General features: G+C 64.8%; 22 protein-coding genes and 1 riboswitch. Of the genes, 12 read left to right on the top strand and 10 right to left on the bottom strand.

Going from position 1 to position 22,083, the window contains the following annotated elements; translation table 11 throughout:
• Window positions 1-40: 40 nt before the first annotated feature.
• From N0B28_RS02005 to tkt, 5 genes are all read right to left on the bottom strand, one after another.
• On the bottom strand, window positions 41-367 hold the full coding sequence (locus tag N0B28_RS02005) for an MliC family protein (protein ID WP_043863596.1): 327 nt from the start codon (window positions 365-367) through the stop codon (window positions 41-43).
• 51 nt (window positions 368-418) lie between these two features.
• Entirely contained in the window at window positions 419-637 is a 219-nt protein-coding gene (locus N0B28_RS02000; RefSeq protein ID WP_043863597.1) for a hypothetical protein, read from the bottom strand.
• 32 nt (window positions 638-669) lie between these two features.
• Window positions 670-1,833, bottom strand: a complete 1,164-nt coding sequence (locus tag N0B28_RS01995) for a phosphoglycerate kinase (RefSeq protein WP_043863598.1) — start codon at window positions 1,831-1,833, stop codon at window positions 670-672.
• Between the two features lie 12 nt (window positions 1,834-1,845).
• Window positions 1,846-2,913, bottom strand: coding sequence for an erythrose-4-phosphate dehydrogenase (gene epd / locus N0B28_RS01990; RefSeq protein ID WP_043863599.1), 1,068 nt, complete (start codon window positions 2,911-2,913; stop codon window positions 1,846-1,848).
• A 145-nt stretch (window positions 2,914-3,058) separates the two neighbouring features.
• Window positions 3,059-5,056 (bottom strand): transketolase, encoded by a 1,998-nt coding sequence (tkt, locus tag N0B28_RS01985; RefSeq protein WP_043863600.1) that lies wholly within the window; start codon window positions 5,054-5,056, stop codon window positions 3,059-3,061.
• Between the two features lie 257 nt (window positions 5,057-5,313).
• Here tkt and N0B28_RS01980 point away from each other — a divergent pair, with 257 nt between their 5' ends.
• The 4 genes from N0B28_RS01980 (at window position 5,314) to N0B28_RS01965 (ending at window position 9,739) form a co-directional block, all read left to right on the top strand.
• Window positions 5,314-6,309 carry a metalloregulator ArsR/SmtB family transcription factor gene (locus N0B28_RS01980; protein WP_043863601.1) on the top strand — a complete coding sequence of 332 codons (996 nt, stop codon included), beginning with the start codon at window positions 5,314-5,316 and terminating at the stop codon, window positions 6,307-6,309.
• Window positions 6,310-6,328: 19 nt separating this feature from the next.
• Window positions 6,329-7,519, top strand: a complete 1,191-nt coding sequence (metK, locus tag N0B28_RS01975; RefSeq protein ID WP_043863602.1) for a methionine adenosyltransferase — start codon at window positions 6,329-6,331, stop codon at window positions 7,517-7,519.
• Window positions 7,520-7,631: 112 nt separating this feature from the next.
• A complete protein-coding gene (ligB, locus tag N0B28_RS01970) occupies window positions 7,632-9,284 on the top strand; it encodes an NAD-dependent DNA ligase LigB (RefSeq protein WP_275730073.1) in 1,653 nt (550 codons plus the stop codon).
• Between the two features lie 59 nt (window positions 9,285-9,343).
• Complete coding sequence (locus tag N0B28_RS01965; RefSeq protein ID WP_043863604.1) at window positions 9,344-9,739, top strand: DUF1090 domain-containing protein; 396 nt, start codon at window positions 9,344-9,346, stop codon at window positions 9,737-9,739.
• A 98-nt stretch (window positions 9,740-9,837) separates the two neighbouring features.
• Here the strand turns inward: N0B28_RS01965 and N0B28_RS01960 are convergent, their stop codons facing one another.
• Window positions 9,838-10,281, bottom strand: a complete 444-nt coding sequence (locus tag N0B28_RS01960; RefSeq protein WP_173925103.1) for a cytochrome c — start codon at window positions 10,279-10,281, stop codon at window positions 9,838-9,840.
• A 131-nt stretch (window positions 10,282-10,412) separates the two neighbouring features.
• Between N0B28_RS01960 and N0B28_RS01955 the strand changes: the two genes are divergently transcribed.
• Window positions 10,413-11,570 (top strand): MltA domain-containing protein, encoded by a 1,158-nt coding sequence (locus N0B28_RS01955; protein WP_054915759.1) that lies wholly within the window; start codon window positions 10,413-10,415, stop codon window positions 11,568-11,570.
• A 1-nt stretch (window position 11,571) separates the two neighbouring features.
• Here N0B28_RS01955 and N0B28_RS01950 read toward each other — a convergent pair whose 3' ends face one another.
• The gene (locus N0B28_RS01950; protein WP_054915760.1) at window positions 11,572-11,958 is read right to left on the bottom strand and encodes an MAPEG family protein; all 387 of its coding nucleotides are present in this window, start codon (window positions 11,956-11,958) and stop codon (window positions 11,572-11,574) included.
• 23 nt (window positions 11,959-11,981) lie between these two features.
• Window positions 11,982-12,815: a DMT family transporter gene (locus N0B28_RS01945; protein WP_275730071.1), complete on the bottom strand. Its 834-nt coding sequence runs from the start codon at window positions 12,813-12,815 to the stop codon at window positions 11,982-11,984.
• Window positions 12,816-12,985: 170 nt separating this feature from the next.
• On the opposite strand from N0B28_RS01945, the gene N0B28_RS01940 reads away from it, so the two are divergent.
• Window positions 12,986-14,221, top strand: coding sequence for a sodium:proton antiporter (locus N0B28_RS01940; RefSeq protein ID WP_043863609.1), 1,236 nt, complete (start codon window positions 12,986-12,988; stop codon window positions 14,219-14,221).
• Here the strand turns inward: N0B28_RS01940 and N0B28_RS01935 are convergent.
• A complete protein-coding gene (locus N0B28_RS01935; protein WP_043863610.1) occupies window positions 14,205-15,086 on the bottom strand; it encodes a LysR family transcriptional regulator in 882 nt (293 codons plus the stop codon). The two genes, N0B28_RS01940 and N0B28_RS01935, sit on opposite strands and share 17 nt — an antisense overlap.
• A 92-nt stretch (window positions 15,087-15,178) precedes the next feature.
• Here N0B28_RS01935 and N0B28_RS01930 point away from each other — a divergent pair, with 92 nt between their 5' ends.
• Both N0B28_RS01930 and N0B28_RS01925 read left to right on the top strand, forming a co-directional pair.
• Window positions 15,179-15,592, top strand: coding sequence for a VOC family protein (locus tag N0B28_RS01930; RefSeq protein WP_043863611.1), 414 nt, complete (start codon window positions 15,179-15,181; stop codon window positions 15,590-15,592).
• A 45-nt stretch (window positions 15,593-15,637) separates the two neighbouring features.
• A complete protein-coding gene (locus N0B28_RS01925) occupies window positions 15,638-16,933 on the top strand; it encodes a cation:dicarboxylase symporter family transporter (RefSeq protein ID WP_235593722.1) in 1,296 nt (431 codons plus the stop codon).
• A gap of 18 nt (window positions 16,934-16,951) precedes the next feature.
• Here N0B28_RS01925 and N0B28_RS01920 read toward each other — a convergent pair whose 3' ends face one another.
• Complete coding sequence (locus N0B28_RS01920) at window positions 16,952-17,350, bottom strand: hotdog domain-containing protein (protein ID WP_043863612.1); 399 nt, start codon at window positions 17,348-17,350, stop codon at window positions 16,952-16,954.
• Window positions 17,351-17,533: 183 nt separating this feature from the next.
• Window positions 17,534-17,639, top strand: a riboswitch (S-adenosyl-L-homocysteine riboswitch).
• Window positions 17,640-17,660: 21 nt separating this feature from the next.
• On the opposite strand from N0B28_RS01920, the gene ahcY reads away from it, so the two are divergent.
• The 4 genes from ahcY to N0B28_RS01900 all read left to right on the top strand — a co-directional run bounded on the left by ahcY (window position 17,661) and on the right by N0B28_RS01900 (window position 22,033).
• Complete coding sequence (gene ahcY, locus N0B28_RS01915) at window positions 17,661-19,070, top strand: adenosylhomocysteinase (RefSeq protein ID WP_054915763.1); 1,410 nt, start codon at window positions 17,661-17,663, stop codon at window positions 19,068-19,070.
• Window positions 19,071-19,166: 96 nt separating this feature from the next.
• Window positions 19,167-20,012: a methylenetetrahydrofolate reductase [NAD(P)H] gene (metF, locus tag N0B28_RS01910; RefSeq protein WP_043863614.1), complete on the top strand. Its 846-nt coding sequence runs from the start codon at window positions 19,167-19,169 to the stop codon at window positions 20,010-20,012.
• A gap of 104 nt (window positions 20,013-20,116) precedes the next feature.
• Window positions 20,117-21,199 (top strand): hypothetical protein, encoded by a 1,083-nt coding sequence (locus tag N0B28_RS01905; RefSeq protein WP_253086485.1) that lies wholly within the window; start codon window positions 20,117-20,119, stop codon window positions 21,197-21,199.
• A gap of 48 nt (window positions 21,200-21,247) precedes the next feature.
• A complete protein-coding gene (locus N0B28_RS01900; RefSeq protein ID WP_043863615.1) occupies window positions 21,248-22,033 on the top strand; it encodes a transporter substrate-binding domain-containing protein in 786 nt (261 codons plus the stop codon).
• Window positions 22,034-22,083: the final 50 nt, after the last annotated feature.

The following is a 22,083-nucleotide window of genomic DNA, read 5'->3' as shown; positions in this document are numbered from 1 at the left end:
TATTCAAGTAGTGTGGGCCGACAGCGGTCGGCCCGGCCAGTCACGGTGCCTTGCAGCCCCGCCCTATCAAATCGTTGGTCGCTACCCAGTACACCAGGCCTTCATCGCCCTTGGTGTGCAGGGCCAGCACGCCATCGCTGTACAGCGCACCCGACGCACCGGGCTCCGGCTTGAGCCGGTAGACCTGATCGCCGCCACCAAGGCGTACATCCACCTCTTCCTGGCTGGCATCGGCAAACCGCCACAGCACCTCGGCCTGACTGTCACAGACCCAGCGGGTCCAGTTGTCGGTCGGGGCCGGGGTTGGCTTGAGGCTTGCGCAACCTGCCATCAGAACCAGGGCCATCAGGGCTACAACGCTTTTCATCGAATATCCTCTAGAAGACCACGAACCGGCCAACAGGTTGCCTCGAACCGATCAAGGGCAACCCGGGGCCTGGCGCTGGTGTTCCTCGTCATACTTCTCCAGCCCGTCCGGGCCGAGCCTCTTGTTGATCACCGGCACGGTCTCTGCCTGCCACTGCGACTGGTAGCAACCGCCCTTCGGCTTGCCGGGGGCATCCGCCGCAGGCTCCGGGCTGCCAGCGCAGGCGCTGAGCAGACCGGCCAGGATAAACACAGGCAACCGCTTGACCATCAGGCCACACTCCCTTTGCCAGGCTGAGCGAGTCAGGCCTTGGCCCGTTGTTCCAGCACGTCCACCGCCGGCAGCACCTTGCCCTCGACGAACTCGAGGAATGCACCGCCACCGGTAGAAATGTAGGAGATCTGGCTGGCCACGCCATATTTGTCGATGGCCGCCAGGGTGTCGCCACCGCCGGCAATCGAGAACGCGGCGCTGTCGGCGATGGCCTTGGCCAGGGTCCTGGTGCCGTTGCCGAACTGGTCGAACTCGAACACGCCCACCGGGCCGTTCCACAGGATGGTCTTGGACGACTTCAGCAGCTCGGCGAACTGTTCGGCGGTCTGCGGGCCGATGTCCAGGATCATGTCGTCCTCGGCCACCTCGCCCACCAGCTTGACGGTAGCCGTGGCGCTTTCGGCAAATTCCTTGGCCACCACCACGTCCACCGGCAGCGGCACGTTGACCTTGGCCGCGATGGCCTTGGCGGTGTCGATCAGGTCGGCTTCGTACAGCGACTTGCCCACCGGGTGGCCGGCAGCGGCCAGGAAAGTGTTGGCAATGCCGCCACCGACGATCAGCAGGTCGCACACCTGGCTCAGGCTGTTGAGCACGTCCAGCTTGGTCGATACCTTGGAACCGGCGACGATGGCGGCCATCGGCTTGGCCGGGGCCTTCAGCGCCTTGCCCAGTGCATCCAGCTCGGCGGCCAGCAGCGGACCGGCAGCGGCGACCTTGGCGAACTTGGCCACGCCGTGGGTCGAGCCCTCGGCACGGTGGGCGGTACCGAAGGCGTCCATCACGAACACGTCGCACAGGGCGGCGTATTGCTGGGCCAGTTCGTCGGCGTTCTTTTTCTCGCCCTTGTTGAAGCGCACGTTCTCGAACAGCACGATGTCGCCGGCCTTCACGTCCACGCCGCCCAGGTAGTCGGCCACCAGCGGCACCTCACGGCCCAGCGCCTTGCTCAGGTAGTCGGCCACCGGCTTGAGGCTGTTCTCGGCCGAGAACTCGCCTTCGGTCGGGCGCCCCAGGTGCGAGCAGACCATCACGGCCGCGCCCTTCTCCAGGGCCAGCTTGATGGTCGGCAGCGAGGCCAGGATGCGCGCGTCGCTGCTGACCACACCGTCCTTCACAGGCACGTTGAGGTCTTCGCGGATCAGTACGCGCTTACCTTGCAGATCGAGGTCGGTCATCTTCAAAACGGTCATGAATGCAGTCCTTCAGGGCTGTTTGCGAGTGGTGCTGGTTGAGTCCACGACGCGCAGAAAATGTTCGGCGACGTCGAGCATGCGGTTGGCGAACCCCCATTCGTTGTCGAACCAGGCCAGCAGGTTCACCAGGCGTGGGCCGCAAACGCGGGTCTGGCTGGCATCGACGATGGCCGAATGTGGGTCATGGTTGAAATCACAGCTGGCGTGGGGCAGTTCGGTGTAGGCCAGCAACCCCTTGAGCGGGCCACTCAGGGCCGCTTCACGCAGCACCTGGTTGACTTCGGCCGCGGTGGTATCACGGGCGGTCTGCAGGGTGATGTCCAGGCACGACACGTTCACCGTCGGCACGCGTACCGCTTTGGCCTGGATTCGCCCGGCAAGTTCCGGCAGCAGGCGTTCGATACCCCGCGCGAGCCCGGTAGACACCGGAATCACCGACTGGAACGCCGAACGGGTGCGGCGCAGGTCTTCGTGGTGGTAGGCATCGATCACCGGCTGGTCGTTCATTGCCGAGTGGATGGTGGTGATCTGCACGTACTCGATGCCGAAGGCCTGGTCGAGCACACGCAGCAGCGGCACGCCGCAGTTGGTGGTGCAGGAGGCGTTGGATACCAGCCGTTCGCCGCCTTCAAGGCAATCCTGGTTGATGCCGTAGACAACGGTGGCGTCGACATCCGCCTCGCTGGCCATCGGCTGGGAAAACAGCACCCGTGGTGCGCCGGCGTCGAGGAAACGCTGGCCGTCGGCGCGGGTGTTGTAGGCCCCGGAGCATTCGAGCACCAGGTCGACGTCGAGCGCGGCCCAGTCGATGCCTTCGGGGGTGGCGCTGCGCAGTACTTTGACGCAGTCGCCATTGATATGCAGACAATCGCCGTCGACCCTGACCTCACCGGGAAAGCGCCCGTGGGTGGAGTCGAAGCGTGTCAGGTATTCGAGGCTGGCCTGATCGGCCAGGTCATTCAGTGCAACGATCTCGAAGCCCGCGCTGGCCCCCCGTTCAAAGAGTGCGCGCAGGACGCAACGACCGATGCGGCCGTAGCCGTTGAGTGCAACTTTGTAGGGACGCGGTTGGGGCATGGGATGCTCACGGAACAGAAAATCATCTGTAGCCTGGGGATCTGCGGTGCAGCATTCGCCGGCAAGGCCGGCTCCTACACAGACCACCCGTAGGAGCCGGCCTTGCCGGCGAAGCAGACAGCGCCGCCCCTACAGGCGTTCTACATCAGTCTTCCAGCAGCTCTTCAGCCGTACCCAGGATGTTTTCCAGGGTGAAGCCGAACTCTTCGAACAGTGCCGAAGCCGGCGCCGACTCACCGTAGGTGGTCATGCCGATGACGCGGCCTTCCAGGCCCACGTACTTGTACCAGAAGTCGGCGTGGGCAGCTTCGATGGCAATCCGCGCGCCCACCTGCAGTGGCAGAACCGACTGCTTGTAGCTGGCGTCCTGGGCATCGAACACGCTGGTGCATGGCATCGATACCACGCGCACCTTGCGGCCCTGCTCGGTCAGCTTGTCGAACGCCTGCACTGCCAGGCCCACTTCGGAACCGGTGGCGATCAGGATCAGCTCAGGCTCGCCTGCGCAGTCCTTGAGCACGTAGCCACCACGGCTGATGTCGGCGATCTGGCCGGCGTCGCGGGTTTGGTGCTGCAGGTTCTGACGCGAGAAGATCAGCGCCGAAGGGCCGTCCTTGCGCTCCAGGGCGTGCTTCCAGCTCACGGCCGATTCGACCGCGTCGGCCGGACGCCAGGTGTCCAGGTTCGGCGTGGTACGCAGGCTGGTCAGCTGCTCGATCGGCTGGTGAGTCGGGCCGTCTTCGCCCAGGCCGATGGAGTCGTGGGTGTAGACGTGGATCACGCGCTGTTTCATCAGGGCCGACATGCGCACGGCATTGCGGGCGTATTCCATGAACATCAGGAAGGTCGCGCCGTAAGGCACCAGGCCGCCGTGCAGGGCAACGCCGTTCATGATGGCGGTCATGCCGAACTCGCGCACGCCGTAGTACATGTAGTTGCCGCTGGCATCTTCGGCGCTGACGCCCTTGCAACCCTTCCACAGGGTCAGGTTGGAGCCGGCGAGGTCCGCCGAGCCACCGAGGAACTCCGGCAGCAGCGGGCCGAAGGCGTTCAGGGTGTTCTGGCTGGCCTTGCGGCTGGCGATGCTTTCGCCCTTGGCGTCCACTTCGGCGATGTAGGCGGCAGCCTTCTCGGCGAAGTCGGCTGGCAGTTCGCCGCTCAGGCGACGCTTGAGTTCGCTGGCCAGTTCAGGGAAGGCTGCGGCGTAGGCAGCAAAGCGCTGGTCCCAGGCGGCTTCGGCGGCGGCGCCGGCCTGCTTGGCATCCCACTCGGCATAGATGTCGGCCGGGATTTCGAACGGGCCGTGGTTCCAGTTCAGGGCCTGGCGGGTCAGGGCGATTTCGGCATCGCCCAGTGGCGCGCCGTGGCAGTCTTCCTTGCCGCCCTTGTTCGGCGAACCGAAGCCGATGGTGGTCTTGCAGCAGATCAGGGTCGGCTGCGCGCTCTTGCGCGCGGTCTCGATGGCGGTCTTGATCTCTTCTGGGTCGTGACCGTCGACATTGCGGATCACCTGCCAGTGGTAGGCTTCGAAACGCTTCGGCGTGTCGTCGGTGAACCAGCCTTCGACTTCGCCGTCGATGGAGATACCGTTGTCGTCGTAGAAGGCGATCAGCTTGCCCAGGCCCAGGGTACCGGCCAGTGCAGCGACTTCGTGGGAAATGCCTTCCATCATGCAGCCATCACCCAGGAACACATAGGTGTGGTGGTCGACGACGTCGTGGCCTGGACGGTTGAACTGGGCGCCCAGCACTTTTTCGGCCAGGGCAAAGCCCACGGCGTTGGCCAGACCCTGGCCCAGCGGGCCGGTGGTGGTCTCGACGCCTGGGGTGTAGCCGAATTCCGGGTGGCCCGGGGTGCGGCTGTGCAGTTGACGGAACGCCTTGAGGTCGTCGATCGACAGGTCGTAGCCGGTCAGGTGCAGCAGCGAGTAGATCAGCATCGAGCCGTGGCCGTTGGACAGCACGAAGCGGTCACGGTCGGCGAAGTGCGGGTTGCTCGGGTTGTGCTTCAAGAAGTCACGCCAAAGAACCTCGGCGATATCCGCCATGCCCATCGGGGCACCGGGATGGCCGCTGTTGGCTTTTTGCACGGCATCCATGCTGAGGGCACGAATGGCGTTGGCACGCTCACGACGGCTGGGCATCGCTTGTCTCCTGGGGGGCTTGAATATTAACGAACGGAAAAAGGCGGCCATTTTCGCCCAGGCACGTGCCCGGGGGCAATCACGGATGGTCGATGAGGGACGTTTTTAGTGCGATTGAGCGACTAATCCCGTGTTGCGCCGACAAAACGGCAGAAATTGTCGCCTGCCATGCCGGGCCGGGCCCGCCCATCGAGCAATATCAAAACTTTTTGATATAGAACTTGCGAGGCCGCTGCACGCTGACTAGACTGCCGCCCATGAACCTTCACGCCCCCTCCATCGACCCCGAGCAAAGCGACGCGCTGGCTGCCCTGTGCAAGGCCGGCGGCGACCCGCTGCGGCTGAACGTGCTGCGCGCGCTGGCCAGCGATTCGTTCGGGGTGCTGGAGCTGGCGCAGATCTTCGCCATCGGCCAGTCGGGCATGAGCCACCATCTCAAGGTACTGGCCCAGGCCGACCTGGTGGCCACCCGGCGCGAAGGCAACGCGATCTTCTATCGCCGCGCACTGCCCGACAGCCAGCGCCTGGGCGGCAAGCTGCACGGGGCGCTGCTGGAGGAGGTCGACGCGCTTGAGCTGCCGGCCGAGGTGCAGGCGCGCATCGGCCAGGTGCAGGTGCGCCGGGCCGCCACCAGCCAGGACTTCTTCCTGCGTGTGGAAGAGAAGTTCCGCGCCCAGCAGGACCTGATCGCCGGCCTGGCGCAGTACCGCGAAAGCCTGCTGGCGCTGCTCGACAAGCTCAGCTTCGATCCGCTGGCCAGCGCCCTGGAGGTCGGCCCCGGCGATGGCGAGTTTCTGCCCGAACTGGCGCGGCGCTTCACCCACGTCACCGCCCTGGACAACAGCCCGACCATGCTCGAGCTGGCGCGCCAGGTGTGCCAGCGCGAGCGCCTGGCTAACGTAACCCTGCTGTTGGCCGATGCCCTGCATGCAACGGATGTACAGGCCGACTGCGTGGTGCTGAACATGGTGCTGCACCATTTCAGCGAGCCTGCCCAGGCCCTCGGGCACCTGGCCAAGCGTGTCAGACCAGGCGGAAGCCTGTTGGTAACAGAACTGTGCAGCCACGACCAGAGCTGGGCGCGCCAGGCGTGCGGCGATCTCTGGCTGGGCTTTGAACAGGATGATTTGGCCCGTTGGGCCAGCGCCGCGGGGCTGGTTCCCGAGGACAGCCTCTATGTGGGCTTACGTAATGGTTTCCAGATTCAGGTTCGCCACTTTCAGCGACCACCTGGCGACACTCACCATCGGTAAATTTTAGGAACCCGTCGAGATGAGCGAATACTCCCTTTTCACCTCCGAGTCCGTGTCTGAAGGGCATCCGGATAAAATCGCCGACCAGATTTCGGATGCGGTGCTCGACGCCATCATCGCCGAAGACAAGTTCGCCCGCGTGGCGTGCGAGACCCTGGTGAAAACCGGTGTGGCCATCATCGCCGGCGAAGTGACCACTTCGGCCTGGGTCGACCTCGAAGACATCGTGCGCAACGTGATCGTCGACATCGGCTACAACAGCTCCGACGTCGGTTTCGACGGCGCCACCTGCGCGGTGATGAACATCATCGGCAAGCAGTCGGTAGACATCGCCCAGGGCGTTGACCGCAGCAAGCCTGAAGACCAGGGCGCGGGCGACCAGGGCCTGATGTTCGGCTACGCCAGCAACGAAACCCCGGAGCTGATGCCAGCCCCGATCAGCTTCTCGCACCAGCTGGTGCAGCGTCAGGCCGAAGCGCGCAAGTCCGGCCTGCTGCCGTGGCTGCGCCCGGACGCCAAGTCCCAGGTCACCTGCCGCTACGAAGGCGGCAAGGTGGTGGGCATCGACGCCATCGTGCTGTCGACCCAGCACAACCCGGACGTGTCCTACGCCGACCTGCGCGAAGGCGTGATGGAGCTGATCGTCAAGCACGTGCTGCCGGCCGAGCTGCTGCACAAGGACACCCAGTTTCACATCAACCCCACCGGCAACTTCATCATCGGTGGTCCGGTGGGCGACTGCGGCCTGACCGGCCGCAAGATCATCGTCGACACCTACGGCGGCATGGCCCGTCACGGGGGGGGCGCTTTCTCCGGCAAGGACCCGTCCAAGGTTGACCGTTCGGCCGCCTACGCCGGTCGCTACGTGGCCAAGAACATCGTTGCCGCTGGCCTGGCCGAGCGCTGCGAAATCCAGGTGTCGTACGCCATCGGCGTGGCCCAGCCGACCTCGATCTCGCTGAACACCTTCGGCACCGGCAAGGTTGCCGACGAGAAGATCATCCAGATCGTGCGCGAGTGTTTCGACCTGCGTCCATATGCGATCACCACCATGCTCGACCTGCTGCACCCGATGTACCAGGAAACCGCGGCCTACGGTCACTTCGGCCGCACCCCGCAGGTCAAGACCGTGGGCGACGACACCTTCACCACGTTCACCTGGGAACGCACCGACCGTGTCGACGCGCTGCGCGCGGCCGCCGGGCTGTAAGCAACACCCGGTACAAGCAACACCCGGTAAACAAGAGCCCCTGCCAGGCGACTGGCAGGGGCTTTTTCTTGCCTAGGCTTGAAGTTCCACCCGCCGAGCAAGGACGCTCGCCATGCCCTTCAAGCTGTTGTCCGGCCTGCTGTTCGCCAGCACGCTCGTCTGTACCCCAACCACCGCCCTCGCCCGGCCCTGCCCCGACTGGCCACCGGCAGTGGCGCAAAGCGAACTCAAGCAGCTGGGCGAGCGCCTGGCCGACTGGGACGATCATTACCATCGCCTGGGCGTCGCGTTGATCAGCGACGAGCTGTACGACCAGAGCCGGGCGCGCCTGCAACACTTGCAAGCCTGCTTCCCCGGCACCGGTGCGCCCCCGGCAGACCCGCTCGGAACCGCCACCGGCCCGTTGCGCCACCCCATCCCCCACACCGGCCTGAACAAGTTGCCCGACGAAGCCGCCGTGCGCGCCTGGATGCACGGCAAGCAGGACCTCTGGGTACAACCCAAGGTGGATGGCGTGGCCGCCACGCTGGTCTATGCAAAGGGCCGGCTGGTGCGCCTGATCAGCCGCGGCGACGGCGCCTACGGGCATGACTGGAGCCGCCACCTGCCGGCACTGGGCGCCCTCCCCCACACGTTGCCCGAACCTCTGGACCTGATACTGCAAGGCGAGCTGTTCTGGCGCCTGGACGGGCATGTGCAGGCCGCAGCGGGCAGCCGGAATGCCCGCGGCAACGTCGCCGGGTTGCTGGCGCGCAAGCAGCTCACCCCCGCGCAGGGCGCGGTGGTCGAGCTGTTCGCCTGGGCCTGGCCGCAGGGCCCACTGGACCAGCGCGAGCGCCTGGCACGCCTGAGCGCCCTGGGCTTTGCCTACAGCGAGGCGTTCAGCCAGCCGGTGCAGACCTTCGACCAGGCCGCCCACTGGCGCCAGCACTGGTACCGCACGCCACTGCCATTCGCCAGCGACGGCGTGGTGCTGCGCCAGGGCCGGCGTCCGCCCGGCGAGCGCTGGCAGGCCCGGGCGCCGTACTGGATAGCGGCATGGAAATACCCCTTCGCCCAGGTGCTGGCCGAGGTGCGACGCGTGCAGTTCAACGTGGGGCGCACCGGTCGCATCACCCCGGTGCTGCAACTGGCACCGGTGCAGTTGGATGACCGCACGGTGCGCCAGGTCAGCGTGGGCTCGCTAAGACGCTGGCAGCAACTGGACATTCGCCCGGGCGATCAGGTGGCGATCAGCCTGGCAGGCCTGACCATTCCCCGCCTGGACGGCGTGGTGCACCGCGCCCTCGAACGGCGCGAGATGGAGGTACCGGCAGCCGATGCGTTTCATCCGTTGAGCTGCTGGGAGCTGAGCGCCGGGTGTCGTCAGCAGTTCCTGGCCAGGTTGCAGTGGCTGGGCGGCAAGCAGGGCCTGGCACTCCCAGGTGCCGGGCCGGCCAGCTGGGAGCGCCTGGTCGACGCCGGCCAGTTGCGCACACTGGCCGATGTGCTGGAACTGCCCGCCGAACATCCGTTGTACCCCGCCATCGAACAGACCCGTCAGCGACCCTTTGCCACCTGGGCGCGGGCCCTGGGTATGCCGGCCCCGCGTGCGTTGGCAGCGGGGGACACCTGGGCCGCGCTGGCTGCCCGCGATGCGGCGCAATGGCAGGCCGAGCCCGGCGTGGGTGCCCACCGTGCCGGCCAGTTGCTGGCCTTTTTCGCTCACCCGCAGGTGCAGGCCCTGGCGGCGCGGTTACGTGAACATACAATCGAGGGTTTCTAAATTTGTCGGATCAGGGCAGCATCATGGGTTTCTGCCAAGCCCGCGACCACGGAGCCACTATGAAACTGCTTTCCCCGCTTGCCCTGTTCGCCGCCTGCTCGCTGCTCGCCACTTCGCTGATGGCTGCCGAGGAACAACCCGGCCTGACCGGCTGCGCTGCCAAGAAGCAGGCGATCAGCGAACAGATCGAACAGGCCCGCGCCCACGGCAACAGCGCCCAGCAGGCCGGCCTCGAGAAGGCCCTGAGCGAAGTGACCGAGCACTGCACCGATGCCGGCCTGAAGAAACAGCGTGAACAGAAGGTGCTGGATGCCCGTCATGAAGTGACGCAGCGCACCAAGGACCTGGACAAGGCCATGAAGAAAGGCGACGCCGACAAGATCAACAAGCGCAAGGACAAACTGGCCGAGTCGAAGAAGGAACTGCAACAGGCGCTGGATGAGCTGGAGAAGTAGTCCGCGTTGAACCCTTCGCCGGCAAGGCCGGCTCCTACGTACAGCGCGCCACCTGTAGGAGCCGGCCCTGCGGCGAAAAGGCCGGCCAGCTCACCCCATCAATGATTGCGAAACTCGGTATGACAGGCCTTGCACGCCGCTTCCACCTTGCCCATCGGGGCCGCGACCGCCGCAGGCTCCAATGGCTGGGTACGGGTCTGGGCGACCAGCTCGCCGGTCACCTGCTCCATCTGCCGCGCCAGCTCCTGGAAGCGCGCCTGCTTTTGCCACACATCGGGCGTGGCGCTGCTGTCCTCCTCGCGCACCTGCGGGAAATGCTGCCACGGCTGGTGCGACAACGCGTCGAGCTTCACCGCACCATCGGCAAATTTCTGCCCGTCGAACGCCAGCCGGCCACGCAGCATGCCGCCGAGGTCTTCGCTGGTCTTGAGCATCTGCTTGAAAATCGCCTTGCGCTGGCCCAACGGCGAGTTGGGGTCGACACCGCCACAGGCGCTCAGGGCCAGGCAGGCCACCAGGATCACAGTCATTCGCTTGAACATCATGCTTGGCTCGGCACACGGAAAAAGGCGGCCAGTATCCCCGCCTTGCCGGCAAACACCAATACCCCTACCAAAAACAAGGGTTGCCTGGCCGCCCTGAACGCCAGGCACACCGTAGAGGACTACCCCGCATGAAAACCGCCCTGAGCCGCCTTGGCCTGACCGCCGCGTTGCTGGCCCTGCTGGTCGGCTGCAACGGCAGCGCCCCGGATAAGTCCGCACCGCACCCGCTCGCCACCTACAGCCCCGCCACCTGGAAAGACCTGCCCAAGGTCTCCGACAGCGACCTGCTGGCCGGCTTCAATGCCTGGCGCAGCGCGTGCGAGCGCCTCAAGAACGATCCGGTCTGGGCCACCCCCTGCGCTGCTGCGGTGCAGGTGCCCGACGACGCCACCCAGGTGCGTGGCTTTTTGCAGACGCAGCTCGAGGTGTACGGCCTGCGCTCGGCCGAAAACAACGCCAACGGCCTGATCACCGGCTACTACGAACCGGTGTACCCCGGCAGCATGACCCGTACCGCCACGGCCAACGTGCCGGTGTATGGCATCCCCGATGACCTGGTGGTGGTGGCGCTCGACAGCATCTACCCCGAACTCAAGGGCAAGCGCCTGCGCGGTCGCCTGGACGGGCGCGTGCTCAAGCCCTACGACACCGCCGGGGTGATCCAGCAGCAAGGCGTCAAGGCGCCGGTGCTGGCCTGGCTGACCGACCCGATGGACCTGCAGTTTCTGCAGATCCAGGGCTCCGGGCGCATCCAGCTCGAAAGTGGGCAGCAGCTGCGCGTGGGCTATGCCGACCAGAACGGCCACCCGTATCGCCCGGTGGGCCGCTGGCTGGTCGAGCAGGGCCAGCTCAAGAAGGAAGACGTGACCATGGGCAGCATCCACGCCTGGGCCCAGGCCAACCCGAGCCGCGTGCCCGAGCTGCTGGCCAGCAACCCCAGCTACGTGTTCTTCAGTACTCGCCCGGACAGCAACGAAGGCCCGCGCGGTTCGCTGAACGTGCCGCTGACCGCCGGCTACAGCGTGGCCATCGACCGCAAGGTGATCCCGCTGGGCAGCCTGCTGTGGCTGTCGACCACCCGCCCGGACGGCGCGCCGGTGGTACGCCCGGTGGCCGCGCAGGACACCGGCGGGGCCATCACCGGCGAAGTGCGCGCCGATCTGTTCTGGGGTACCGGCAGCGAGGCCGGCGCTCTGGCCGGGGACATGAAGCAGCAGGGTCAGATCTGGCTGCTGTGGCCCAAGGGCGCGGCACTGCCGGTGGTGCCGCAGGTGGAAGGCAAGTAGCTCAGGCCGAGACCACGAAGAAGCTGACGATCAGGCCGATGCCCGCGAACCACACCACCGAGCGCAGCGCTGCCCAGTCGGCCAGGTAGCAGATGATGTAGAGCAGGCGGCTGGTGATGTAGAGCACCGCCAGCACGTCCTGGGTGACCTGCTCGGCATTGCCGACGATGTCGGCGATCACCACCGCCGCGACGAACGCCGGAATCGACTCGAAACTGTTGAGCTGCGCCGCATGGGCGCGGCGCGGCAGGCCTTCGAGCTTGTCCAGAAAACCGCGCGGGTCATGGTTCTGTCGCAGGCTGAAGCGACCACTGCCGAACTTGGCGATGCTGGTGCACACGAACGGCAGCAGCAACGCGATCAATACACACCAGAAGGCGACGGTCATGGCAGGGGTCCTTGTTGTTGGGGTCAGAGTTTCATGATCAGCATGCCGATCAGTACCAGTGCACAAGCTAAGAGCCTCGGCCCGCCGAAAGGTTCTTTGAGGTAGCGCATGCCCATCAGCACCACCAGGATCACGCTCACCTCGCGCAGCGCCGCAGCCTCGGCCACCGAGCCCAGTTGCATGGCCCACAGTACCAGCGCGTAGCTGGACAGCACGCACAACCCCACGGCCAGGCCCAGCCTCCACTGGCTGCGCCAGAACTGCGCAAACGGCGCGCGCCGGGCCACCGTCGCCAGCAACGGGAACGGCCAGGCGCTGATCAGCGTCAGCCACACCAGGTAGTCCAGCGGCTGCGACCACAGCCGGATCGCGCTGCCGTCGAGCCAGGTGTAGCAGCCGATGCACAGGCCGATCAGCGCCACCACCGGCAGCATCGACCAGGGCAGACGTTCGCCACCACCGCCCTGCCACAGCAGGCAGGCCATGCCGCACGGGATCAGCAGAATGCCGAAGATCTGCTGGGTGCTCAGCGTCTCGCCGGCAAAGGTCAGGGTCAGCGCCAGCACCACCAGCGGCGACAGCCCGCGCATCAGGGGGTAGACCAGGCCCAGGTCGCCGACCCGGTAGGCCTTGATCAGCAGGTAGCGGTACAACAGCTCGAACGCCGCCGAAGCCAGCATCCACGGCCAGATCTCGGGCGGCGGTACCTGCACGAACGCCACCATCGCCAGGGCGAACAGCAGCGCCACCACGTCCATGCTGGCAATCACCAGCAGACGCTCGCCGCTGAACTTGATCAGGGTGTTCCAGGTGGCATGCAGCAGGGCGGCGATCAGCACCAGCGAAGTGGCGAGCACGGTTGAGTTCCTGGGTAGTGCACGGCTGCGCAGTTTCAACCAGGCGCAACAAAACAGCCAGCCTGCGGTCAACTTTGATCGAAAAAGTGTGTCCTGAACCTCGCGCCGGCGCATCCAAGCCCTGCCCGAGCCATTCGGGCACTGACTTGGAAGCCATTACAGGACCTAGGATGCTTGAGCTAGTTGCCGCGTTTATTTGCCTCACCACCCTCCTCACCTATGTGAACTACCGCTTTATCGGCCTGCCGCCGACCATTGGCGTGATGGTCACTGCACTGCTGTTTTCCCTGATCCTCCAGGGCCTGAGCGTCATCGGCTACCCGGGCCTGGAAGAACGGGTGCAGGGCCTGATGAGCCAGATCGACTTCAACGACCTGCTGATGCACTGGATGCTGGCGTTCCTGCTGTTCGCCGGGGCGCTGCACGTGAACCTGGCCGACCTGCGCGACTACCGCTGGCCGATCGGCCTCCTGGCCACCGTCGGCGTGCTGATCGCCACCGTGGTGATCGGCTACCTGGCGCACTGGATCTTCGCCCTGTTCGGCTGGCACGTGAACCTGCTGTACTGCCTGCTGTTCGGCGCACTGATCTCGCCCACCGACCCGATCGCGGTGCTCGGCGCCCTGCGTACCGCCAATGCGTCCAAGCCGCTGAAGACCACCATCGTCGGCGAGTCGCTGTTCAACGACGGCACCGCGGTCGTGGTGTTCACCGTGCTGCTGGGCATCGCACAACTGGGCGAGACCCCGAGCGTGAGCGACACCGCGATCCTGTTCGCCCGCGAGGCCATCGGCGGCGCGCTGTTCGGCGCGGTGATCGGCTACGTCACCTACCGCATGATCAAGAGCATCGAGCAGTACCAGGTGGAGGTCATGCTGACCCTGGCGCTGGTGATCGGCGGCTCGGCCGCAGCCTACGAACTGCACGTCTCGGCGCCCATCGCGATGGTGGTAGCGGGACTGATCATCGGCAACCTGGGTCGCAACCTGGCTATGAACGACATGACCCGGCGCTACATGGACGGCTTCTGGGAGCTGATCGACGACATGCTCAACGCGCTGCTGTTCGCGCTGATCGGCCTGGAGCTGTTGCTGCTGCCGTTCTCGTGGATGCACCTGGCTGCGGCCGGGGTGCTGGCAGTGGCGATCCTGCTGTCGCGCCTGCTGACCGTGGCGCCGGCGATCGTCATGCTGCGCCGCTGGAGAACGGTGCCGCGCGGCACCATCCGCGTGCTCACCTGGGGCGGCCTGCGCGGCGGTGTGTCCGTGGCCCTGGCGCTGTCGCTGCCATCGGGTCCCGAACGTGACCTGCTGCTGAGCATCACCTACATCGTGGTGCTGTCGTCGATCCTGCTGCAGGGCCTGAGCATCGGTCGCGTGGTGCGCGGGGTTACCGAGCAGCCTTGACCGGCGAGGGGCTGCCCAGCAGCCCCAGCAGATGCCGCATCGCCACTGGCCGGCGCGGCGTCGAGCCGTGCAGCACCACCAGTGCCCGCGCATGGCGCGGGTCATCGCCCAGCGGCCAGGCACAGATGCCCTCATGGGGCATGCCGGCCCATTGCGGCACCAACGATACCCCCATGCCCTGGGCCACCAGCATCACGATGGTTTCCAGCGCATCCAGCTCGCACAGCAACTGTGGCGTGATCAGCTGCTCATCCAGGTAGCGCTGGGCGATCTGCCCGCCCCACGACTGTGCGTCATAGCGAATGAACGGGTGCTCGCGCAGCAGCGTATCGGGGGTCAGCGCGGCCTGTGCAGCCGGCGCTATCAGAATCAGCGGCTCGACCTTGAGCACCTGCAGCGCCAGTGCCTTGGGCAGCGTGAAGGGCGGGCGCACCAGAATCGCGGCATCCAGTTCGCCGCCGAGCACCTTCTCGTACAGGCTGCGCGAATCACCCGGGGTGATCTGCAGCTTGAGCCCCGGCGCCGATCGCGCCAGACGCTCGATAAGCCCCGGCAATACCCCGGTCAACGCCGTCGACACCGCGCCCACCCTGACGTCCCCCGTCAATCCGTCCTGGCTCAGGTCGTGCTGCAGTTCACGCGCCTGCTCGATGATCGCCTGGATCCTGGGCAACAGCAGCAGGCACTGGTCCGAGGGGCGGATGGCATGCGCAGTACGCAGCAGCAAGGTGCAGCCCAGTGTGCGTTCCAGCGCCTGCACGCGCTGGCTGATCGCCGCTGCCGTGCGGTTCTCGCGACGCGCGGCCGCGGCAATCGAGCCGGTTTCCACCACTGCCACCAGGCTTTTCAGAAAGCGCACATCCATAAGTTTTTCTTTCGCTCAGAGCAAGGCAAAGCCGTTTTACCCCGTCACACGGCCTACTTACCCTCAACGCTCAACCACACGGGGGATACGCCATGAACAGACCCTTTCACGCTGCATACCACGTTTGCGACCTGGAACAGGCGCGTATTTTTTATCGAGATGTTCTGGGCTGCACCGAAGGGCGCAGCACCGCGACCTGGGTCGACTTCGACTTCTTCGGCAACCAGCTCTCGTTGCACCTGGGCACGCCGTTCGCCACCACCCGTACCGGGCAGGTTGGCGAGCACAAGGTACTGATGCCGCATATCGGCGTGGTACTGCCTCTGGACGAGTGGATGACCCTGGCCGTGCGCCTCACCCGGCGTGGCCTGGCATTCGAGATCCCGCCGGTGGTGCGCTTTGTGGGCGAGCCGGGCGAACAACGCACGATGTTCTTCCTCGACCCCAGCGGCAATCCGATCGAGGTCAAGGGCTTCAAGGATTTCGCCGGCCTGTTCGCGCAGTAACGCACCCTTCGCACTCCCCACAACCACAACAACAAGGGGCACCCCATGGGCATTCGCACACCTTCCAGCCTGGTCACGCGCATCATGATCGGCCTGGTCGCCGGCGTGATCGTCGGCATCCTTCTCAACCAGTTCCCCGAGCATAAGGCCTGGTTCATCGACAACCTGCTGCAGCCGGCCGGCGACCTGTTCATCAAGCTGATGAAGATGATCGTGGTACCGCTGGTGTTCGCCTGCATGACCGTCGGCATCGCCGGCGCCGGCAGCACGCGCGCCCTGGGCCGGGTCGGGATGAAGACGTTCGTGTACTTCTTCACCATCACCAGCATCGCGATCCTGTTCGGGCTGGTGGTCGGCAACGTGTTCCAGCCCGGCGCCGGCGCGGACTTCAGCAGCACGCTGCAGGCACCGGTCACCACGCTGGCATCCAGCACCGAAACGCAGAACCTGGGGCGCACCCTGGTGGCCATCGTGCCGGACAACATCGTGCTGGCCATGGCCGAGGGCAAGCTGCTGTCGGTGCTGTTCTTCGCCATCCTGTTCGGCTGCGCCCTGTCGATGCTGCCCCAGCAGCAGAAGGCACCGTTGATCAGCGTGATGCAGGGCGTATCGGACACCATGTTCAAGGTCACCCACCTGGTGATGCACTACTCACCCATCGGCATCTTCGGGCTGATCGGCGTCACCGTTGCCAGCTTCGGCCTGAGCGCACTGCTGCCACTGGCCAAGCTGATCGGCATTACCTACGTGGCGGTGCTGCTGTTTGCGCTGTGCGTGCTGGGGGCGGTGGCCAGGCTGGCGGGGGTGCGGTTCTTCCACCTGTTGCGCGAGATACGCAGCGAGTTGCTGCTGGCCTACAGCAGCGCCGCCTCGGCCACGGTGATGCCGCAACTGATCGAGAAGATGGAGCGCTACGGCGCGCCACGCCCGATCACCAGCATGGTCATTCCGTTGGGGTATTCATTCAACCTCGATGGCGCGTCGCTGTTCGCAGCGCTTGGCACGCTGTTCATCGCCCAGGCCTATGGCATCGACCTGGGCCTGGCTGACCAGGCGATGCTGGTGCTGATCATGGTACTGACCTCCAAGGGTGCGGCGGGGGTGCCGGGCTTCATGTTCATCATCCTCACCGCCACGCTGACCGCGGCAGGGCTGCCGGTCGAGGGCGTGGCGATCATCGCCGGGGTGTATCGGCTGATGGACATGCCGGTCACTGCACTCAACGTGCTGGGTAACGCGCTGGCGCCACTGGTGATCGCACGCTGGGAGGGCCAGCTCAAGGCACCTGGCCAAACCGCCCCCGCCAGCCCCGCTGCCCCTGACTTGAAGCTTGAAGCTTGAACTGTGCAGCTACCGCCGTCATTCCACCGAGGTATCGAACTGATCCTTGATGAACTTGATCTCGGTACGCCCATGGGGTGCAGGCAAGCCGTCCTCACCCAGGTTGACGAAGACCATCTTGTCGACGGTGAGGATGCTCTTGCGGGTGATCTTGTTGCGCACTTCGCATTTGAGGGTGATGGAGGTGCGGCCGAATTCGGTGGCGGTGATGCCCAGCTCGATGATGTCGCCCTGGCGCGAGGCGCTGACGAAGTTGATCTCCGAGATGTACTTGGTCACCACACGCTGGTTGCCCAGTTGCACGATCGCGTAGATCGCCGCCTCTTCGTCGATCCAGCGCAACAGGCTGCCACCGAACAGGGTGCCGTTGGGGTTGAGGTCTTCGGGTTTTACCCATTTGCGGGTGTGAAAGTTCATGCGTACTCCTGACCGTCTTGCCAATCGATGCCGACAATGATGGCAGAGCCTGCCGGCGGCCTCCATTGAACATCGACTATCGTCTCGATTAATTGACAGAAAGCCTTGGGCCGATGCGCGGGCGCAGCTATAATCGCCAACGCTTCACAGACGGTCATCACCACTCGATGCCGTTCCCGCCACCTGTCCGAGGGGCGCTGCAGCAGGTTCTCCTGTCAGGCTCGGATGGGGCGTTGCCTGCACGGGGTTCCCCGCACGGGCACTAAACGCACAACGGCGCCCATTCGCACACTACGAATGGAGGCTCTTGATGAGCGCTGTAAACACGCCTGCAGATTTTACCGACTACAAAGTCGCCGACATGTCCCTGGCTGCCTGGGGCCGCCGCGAAACCATCATCGCCGAGTCCGAAATGCCGGCCCTGATGGGTCTGCGCCGCAAGTACGCCGCTGAACAGCCGCTCAAGGGTGCAAAAATCCTCGGCTGCATCCACATGACCATCCAGACCGCCGTGCTGATCGAGACCCTGGTCGCGCTGGGCGCCGAAGTGCGCTGGTCGTCGTGCAACATCTTCTCCACCCAGGATCAGGCCGCTGCCTCCATTGCCGCCGCCGGCATCCCGGTATTCGCCTGGAAGGGCGAGACCGAGCAGGAATACGAGTGGTGCCTGGAGCAGACCATCCTCAAGGATGGCGCGCCATGGGATGCCAACATGATCCTCGACGACGGCGGCGACCTCACCGAGCTGCTGCACAAGAAGTACCCGCAGGTACTGGACCGCGTTCACGGCGTGACCGAAGAGACCACCACCGGTGTGCACCGTCTGCTCGACATGCTGGCCAAGGGCGAGCTGAAGATCCCGGCGATCAACGTCAACGACTCGGTCACCAAGAGCAAGAACGACAACAAGTACGGCTGCCGTCACAGCCTCAACGACGCCATCAAGCGCGGCACCGACCACCTGCTGTCGGGCAAGCAGGCGCTGGTTATCGGCTACGGTGACGTTGGCAAGGGTTCGGCCCAGTCGCTGCGTCAGGAAGGCATGATCGTCAAGGTCTCGGAAGTCGACCCGATCTGCGCCATGCAAGCCTGCATGGACGGCTTCGAGCTGGTTTCGCCGTTCATCGACGGTATCAACAACGGCACCGAAGCCAGCGTCGACAAGGCCCTGCTGGGCAAGATCGACCTGATCGTTACCACCACCGGTAACGTCAACGTGTGCGATGCCAACATGCTCAAGGCCCTGAAAAAGCGCGCCGTGGTATGCAACATCGGTCACTTCGACAACGAAATCGACACCGCCTTCATGCGCAAGAACTGGGCATGGGAAGAGGTCAAGCCACAGGTTCACAAGATCCACCGTACCGGCCCTGGCGATTTCGACGCGCAGAACGACGACTACCTGATCCTGCTGGCCGAAGGCCGCCTGGTGAACCTGGGCAACGCCACTGGCCACCCGAGCCGCATCATGGACGGTTCGTTCGCCAACCAGGTACTGGCACAGATCTTCCTGTTCGGCCAGAAGTACGCCGACCTGTCGCCGGCCCAGAAAGCCGAGCGCCTGACCGTTGAAGTACTGCCGAAAAAACTCGACGAAGAAGTGGCCCTGGAAATGGTCCGCGGTTTCGGCGGCGTGGTAACCCAACTGACCAAACAGCAGGCCGACTACATCGGCGTGACTGTTGAAGGCCCGTTCAAACCAGACGCCTACCGCTACTGATGGGCCAAAGCCGGTGACGCTGCCACAGCGTCACCGGCTTTTTTCTGTGGCCAGCCTCACGGCTGGCCAGCACGATCGGTTTACCAGGATTTCGCCATGTCTCAGGAACGCCGTTACAGCTTCGAGTTCTTCCCGACCAAGACCGACGCTGGACATGAAAAACTGCTCGCCACGGCTCGCACCCTGGCCAGCTACAACCCGGACTTCTTCTCCTGCACCTATGGTGCCGGTGGCTCGACCCGCGACCGCACGCTCAACACCGTGCTGCAGCTGGAAAGCGAAGTGAAGGTACCGGCCGCGCCGCACCTGTCGTGCGTGGGCGACAGCAAGGACGACCTGCGCAGCCTGCTGGCCCAGTACAAGGCCGCCGGCATCAAGCGTATCGTGGCCCTGCGCGGCGATCTGCCGTCGGGCATGGGCATGGCCAGTGGCGAGCTGCGCTACGCCAACGAGCTGGTCGAGTTCATTCGCCAGGAAAGCGGTGATCACTTTCACATCGAAGTGGCCGCCTACCCGGAAATGCACCCCCAGGCCCGTCACTTCGAAGACGACCTGATCAATTTCGTGCGCAAGGCCAAGGCCGGCGCCGACAGCGCCATCACCCAGTACTTCTTCAACGCCGACTGCTACTTCCACTTCGTCGAGCGCGTGCAGAAGCTGGGCGTGGACATCCCGGTGGTACCCGGCATCATGCCGATCACCAACTACAGCAAGCTGGCGCGCTTCTCCGATGCGTGCGGCGCCGAGATCCCGCGCTGGGTCCGCAAGCAGCTGGAAGCCTATGGCGACGATGTGCAAAGCATCCAGGCCTTCGGCGAACAGGTCATCACCGAAATGTGCGAAAAACTGCTGCAAGGCGGCGCACCGGGGCTGCACTTCTATACCCTGAACCAGGCCGAACCCAGCCTGGCAGTGTGGAACAACCTCAAGCTGCCACGCTGATTACTGTCAAACACGGTAATAAATAGTTGCGAAAACGGTAAGGGCTTTAGCGTACGCTAAGGCCCTTTCCATTTTCCCTTACAGATACGGATCTTCGCGTTTCTATGCCCCTCGCTTCCCCTTCCGCACGTCCCCAACTGATCTATCTTGTCTTCGGTGCCCAGACTTACCATCAGGAAGCGCAGTTCAGCATCTCCAGCGCCTTGGCCAACCTGCACAAGACGCCGGGGCAACCCCTCGATATCCAGGTGTTCAGCGACGACCCGCACCCCTATCGCCACTTGCCGGTAACGGTGCATGCACTCGATGCCGACACCCGCAAGGCATGGAGCGAGCCGCACGGTTATCACTTTCGCACCAAGCACGTGCTGCTGCGCCAGGTGCTGCAGGACCACGAACACGCCCTGCTGATCGACACCGACACGTTTTTCCATCAGTCACCCATCGAGCTGTTCCGGCGCATGCAGCCCGGCACGCTGCTGTGCAATGCGGTCGGCGGCAAATACGGCGTAAATCAGCAATGCGCACTGTACCAAAACCTTGCAGGCCCACTGCAGGCACGCGGCCTGGCCAAAGACGGCATGCCATTGCTCAATTCGGGCGTCATCGGCCTGTACCGGCAGGACGCGGGCCTGCTCGACCAGTCCATCGCCTTGATGGACGAGTTCTATCCGCTGGCCCCGCGCGCCTATACCCTCGAAGAGTTCTGCCTGGCGGTCGCCGCCCATGACACCTTGAACGTGCAGGAATGCCCCGACCTGATCCACCACTACTGGAGCCGCAAGCAACTGTTCCGAGCCAAGATCCAGGCCTGGCTGAACAAGCACGGTAGCGACCCGCTCTCGACACAGGCCATGGCCGATATCGCCCAGGTCAACACACAGCTGCCACGCCCGCCGCTGCTGCAACGCCTGCACTGCAAGCTGCTGGGGCTGTTGCTGCCGGCAAGGCAACGTCAGTTCATGCGTGAACTGGCCTACGGCTGTCATCCCTATGCCAACGAATTCGATCGCGCCTGCGCCCAGGCCTGGTGGGAAAAAGCCCTGGAGAACGTCGAGAGGCGCCAGGGCAAGCCCGCCTGCGCCAACCAGCTCGGGCAGTGGTTCAGGCATCCAGGCATGCGCCTGGCCCTGGGTCGTCAGCTGCCGATCGTGAAAGCTCACCTGGAGCAGCGCCGCGAGGGCTGAAGCCTGGGCGCGCTGGCCATTCTCGAGCAGCCATCGTACTCTCCAGCCATGCCCGATCTTTACCGACTGTTCGCCGCCCTGTTTCTCGCCTGCCTGAGTACCCTGGCTCATGGCGAGAGGCTGCGCATCGTCACCGACCCCTGGCCGCCCTATGTGTACCAGGAAAACGGAGAGGCCAAGGGCATCGACTACGAGGTCACCGCCGAGGTGTTCAAGCGCCTGGGCATCGAGGTGCAATGGCAGTTCCTGCCATGGAAGCGCTGCCTGGCGATGGTCGAACAGGGGCTGGCCGACGGCGTGCTCGACATCTTCAAGACCGAGCAGCGCGACGCCCAGCTGTTCTACCCCAGCGAACCGCTGTCGCACGTGGAGTTCGTGCTGTTCCAGGCCAACGCCCGGCCCCACGCCATCAGGCACCTGGAAGACCTCAAGGGGCTGACCGTGGGCACCGCGCCCGGCTATACCTACGGCCCGGCGTTTGCCGATTCACCCGACTTCAAGCGCGAGCCGGCACCTACCCTGGAAGCCAACCTGGGCAAGCTGCAACTGGGTCGCATCGACCTGCTGGTCACCGATCGCCGGGTTGGCCGGCATGTGATCAAGAGCCTGGGCCTGGAGCAACAGGTCAGTGAACTGGGGCTGGTGATCGACCGCCAGCCCCAGTTCCTGGCAGTACGCCGCAATGCCGGCATGGACCTGCTGGCGCAACGCTTCGCCGCCGAGCTGCGCCGCTTCAAGCAGGAGCCGGCCTATGCCGAGCTGAACGCACGCTACGCAGGCGCCGAGGTGAATATTCCGCAAACCGTTGAGCAGCAGGAACGCAGCACGCACTGATTGCTCTGTTATACTCCGCCAACCCCGCCAGGCTTACGCCCGGACGCTCG

Origin of the sequence: Pseudomonas sp. SD17-1, assembly GCF_029201585.1 — a bacterium.
Lineage (GTDB): Bacteria > Pseudomonadota > Gammaproteobacteria > Pseudomonadales > Pseudomonadaceae > Aquipseudomonas > Aquipseudomonas palmensis.
Note: the sequence above shows the minus strand (reverse complement) of the source record. Positions and strands in the feature narration are given on the sequence as shown.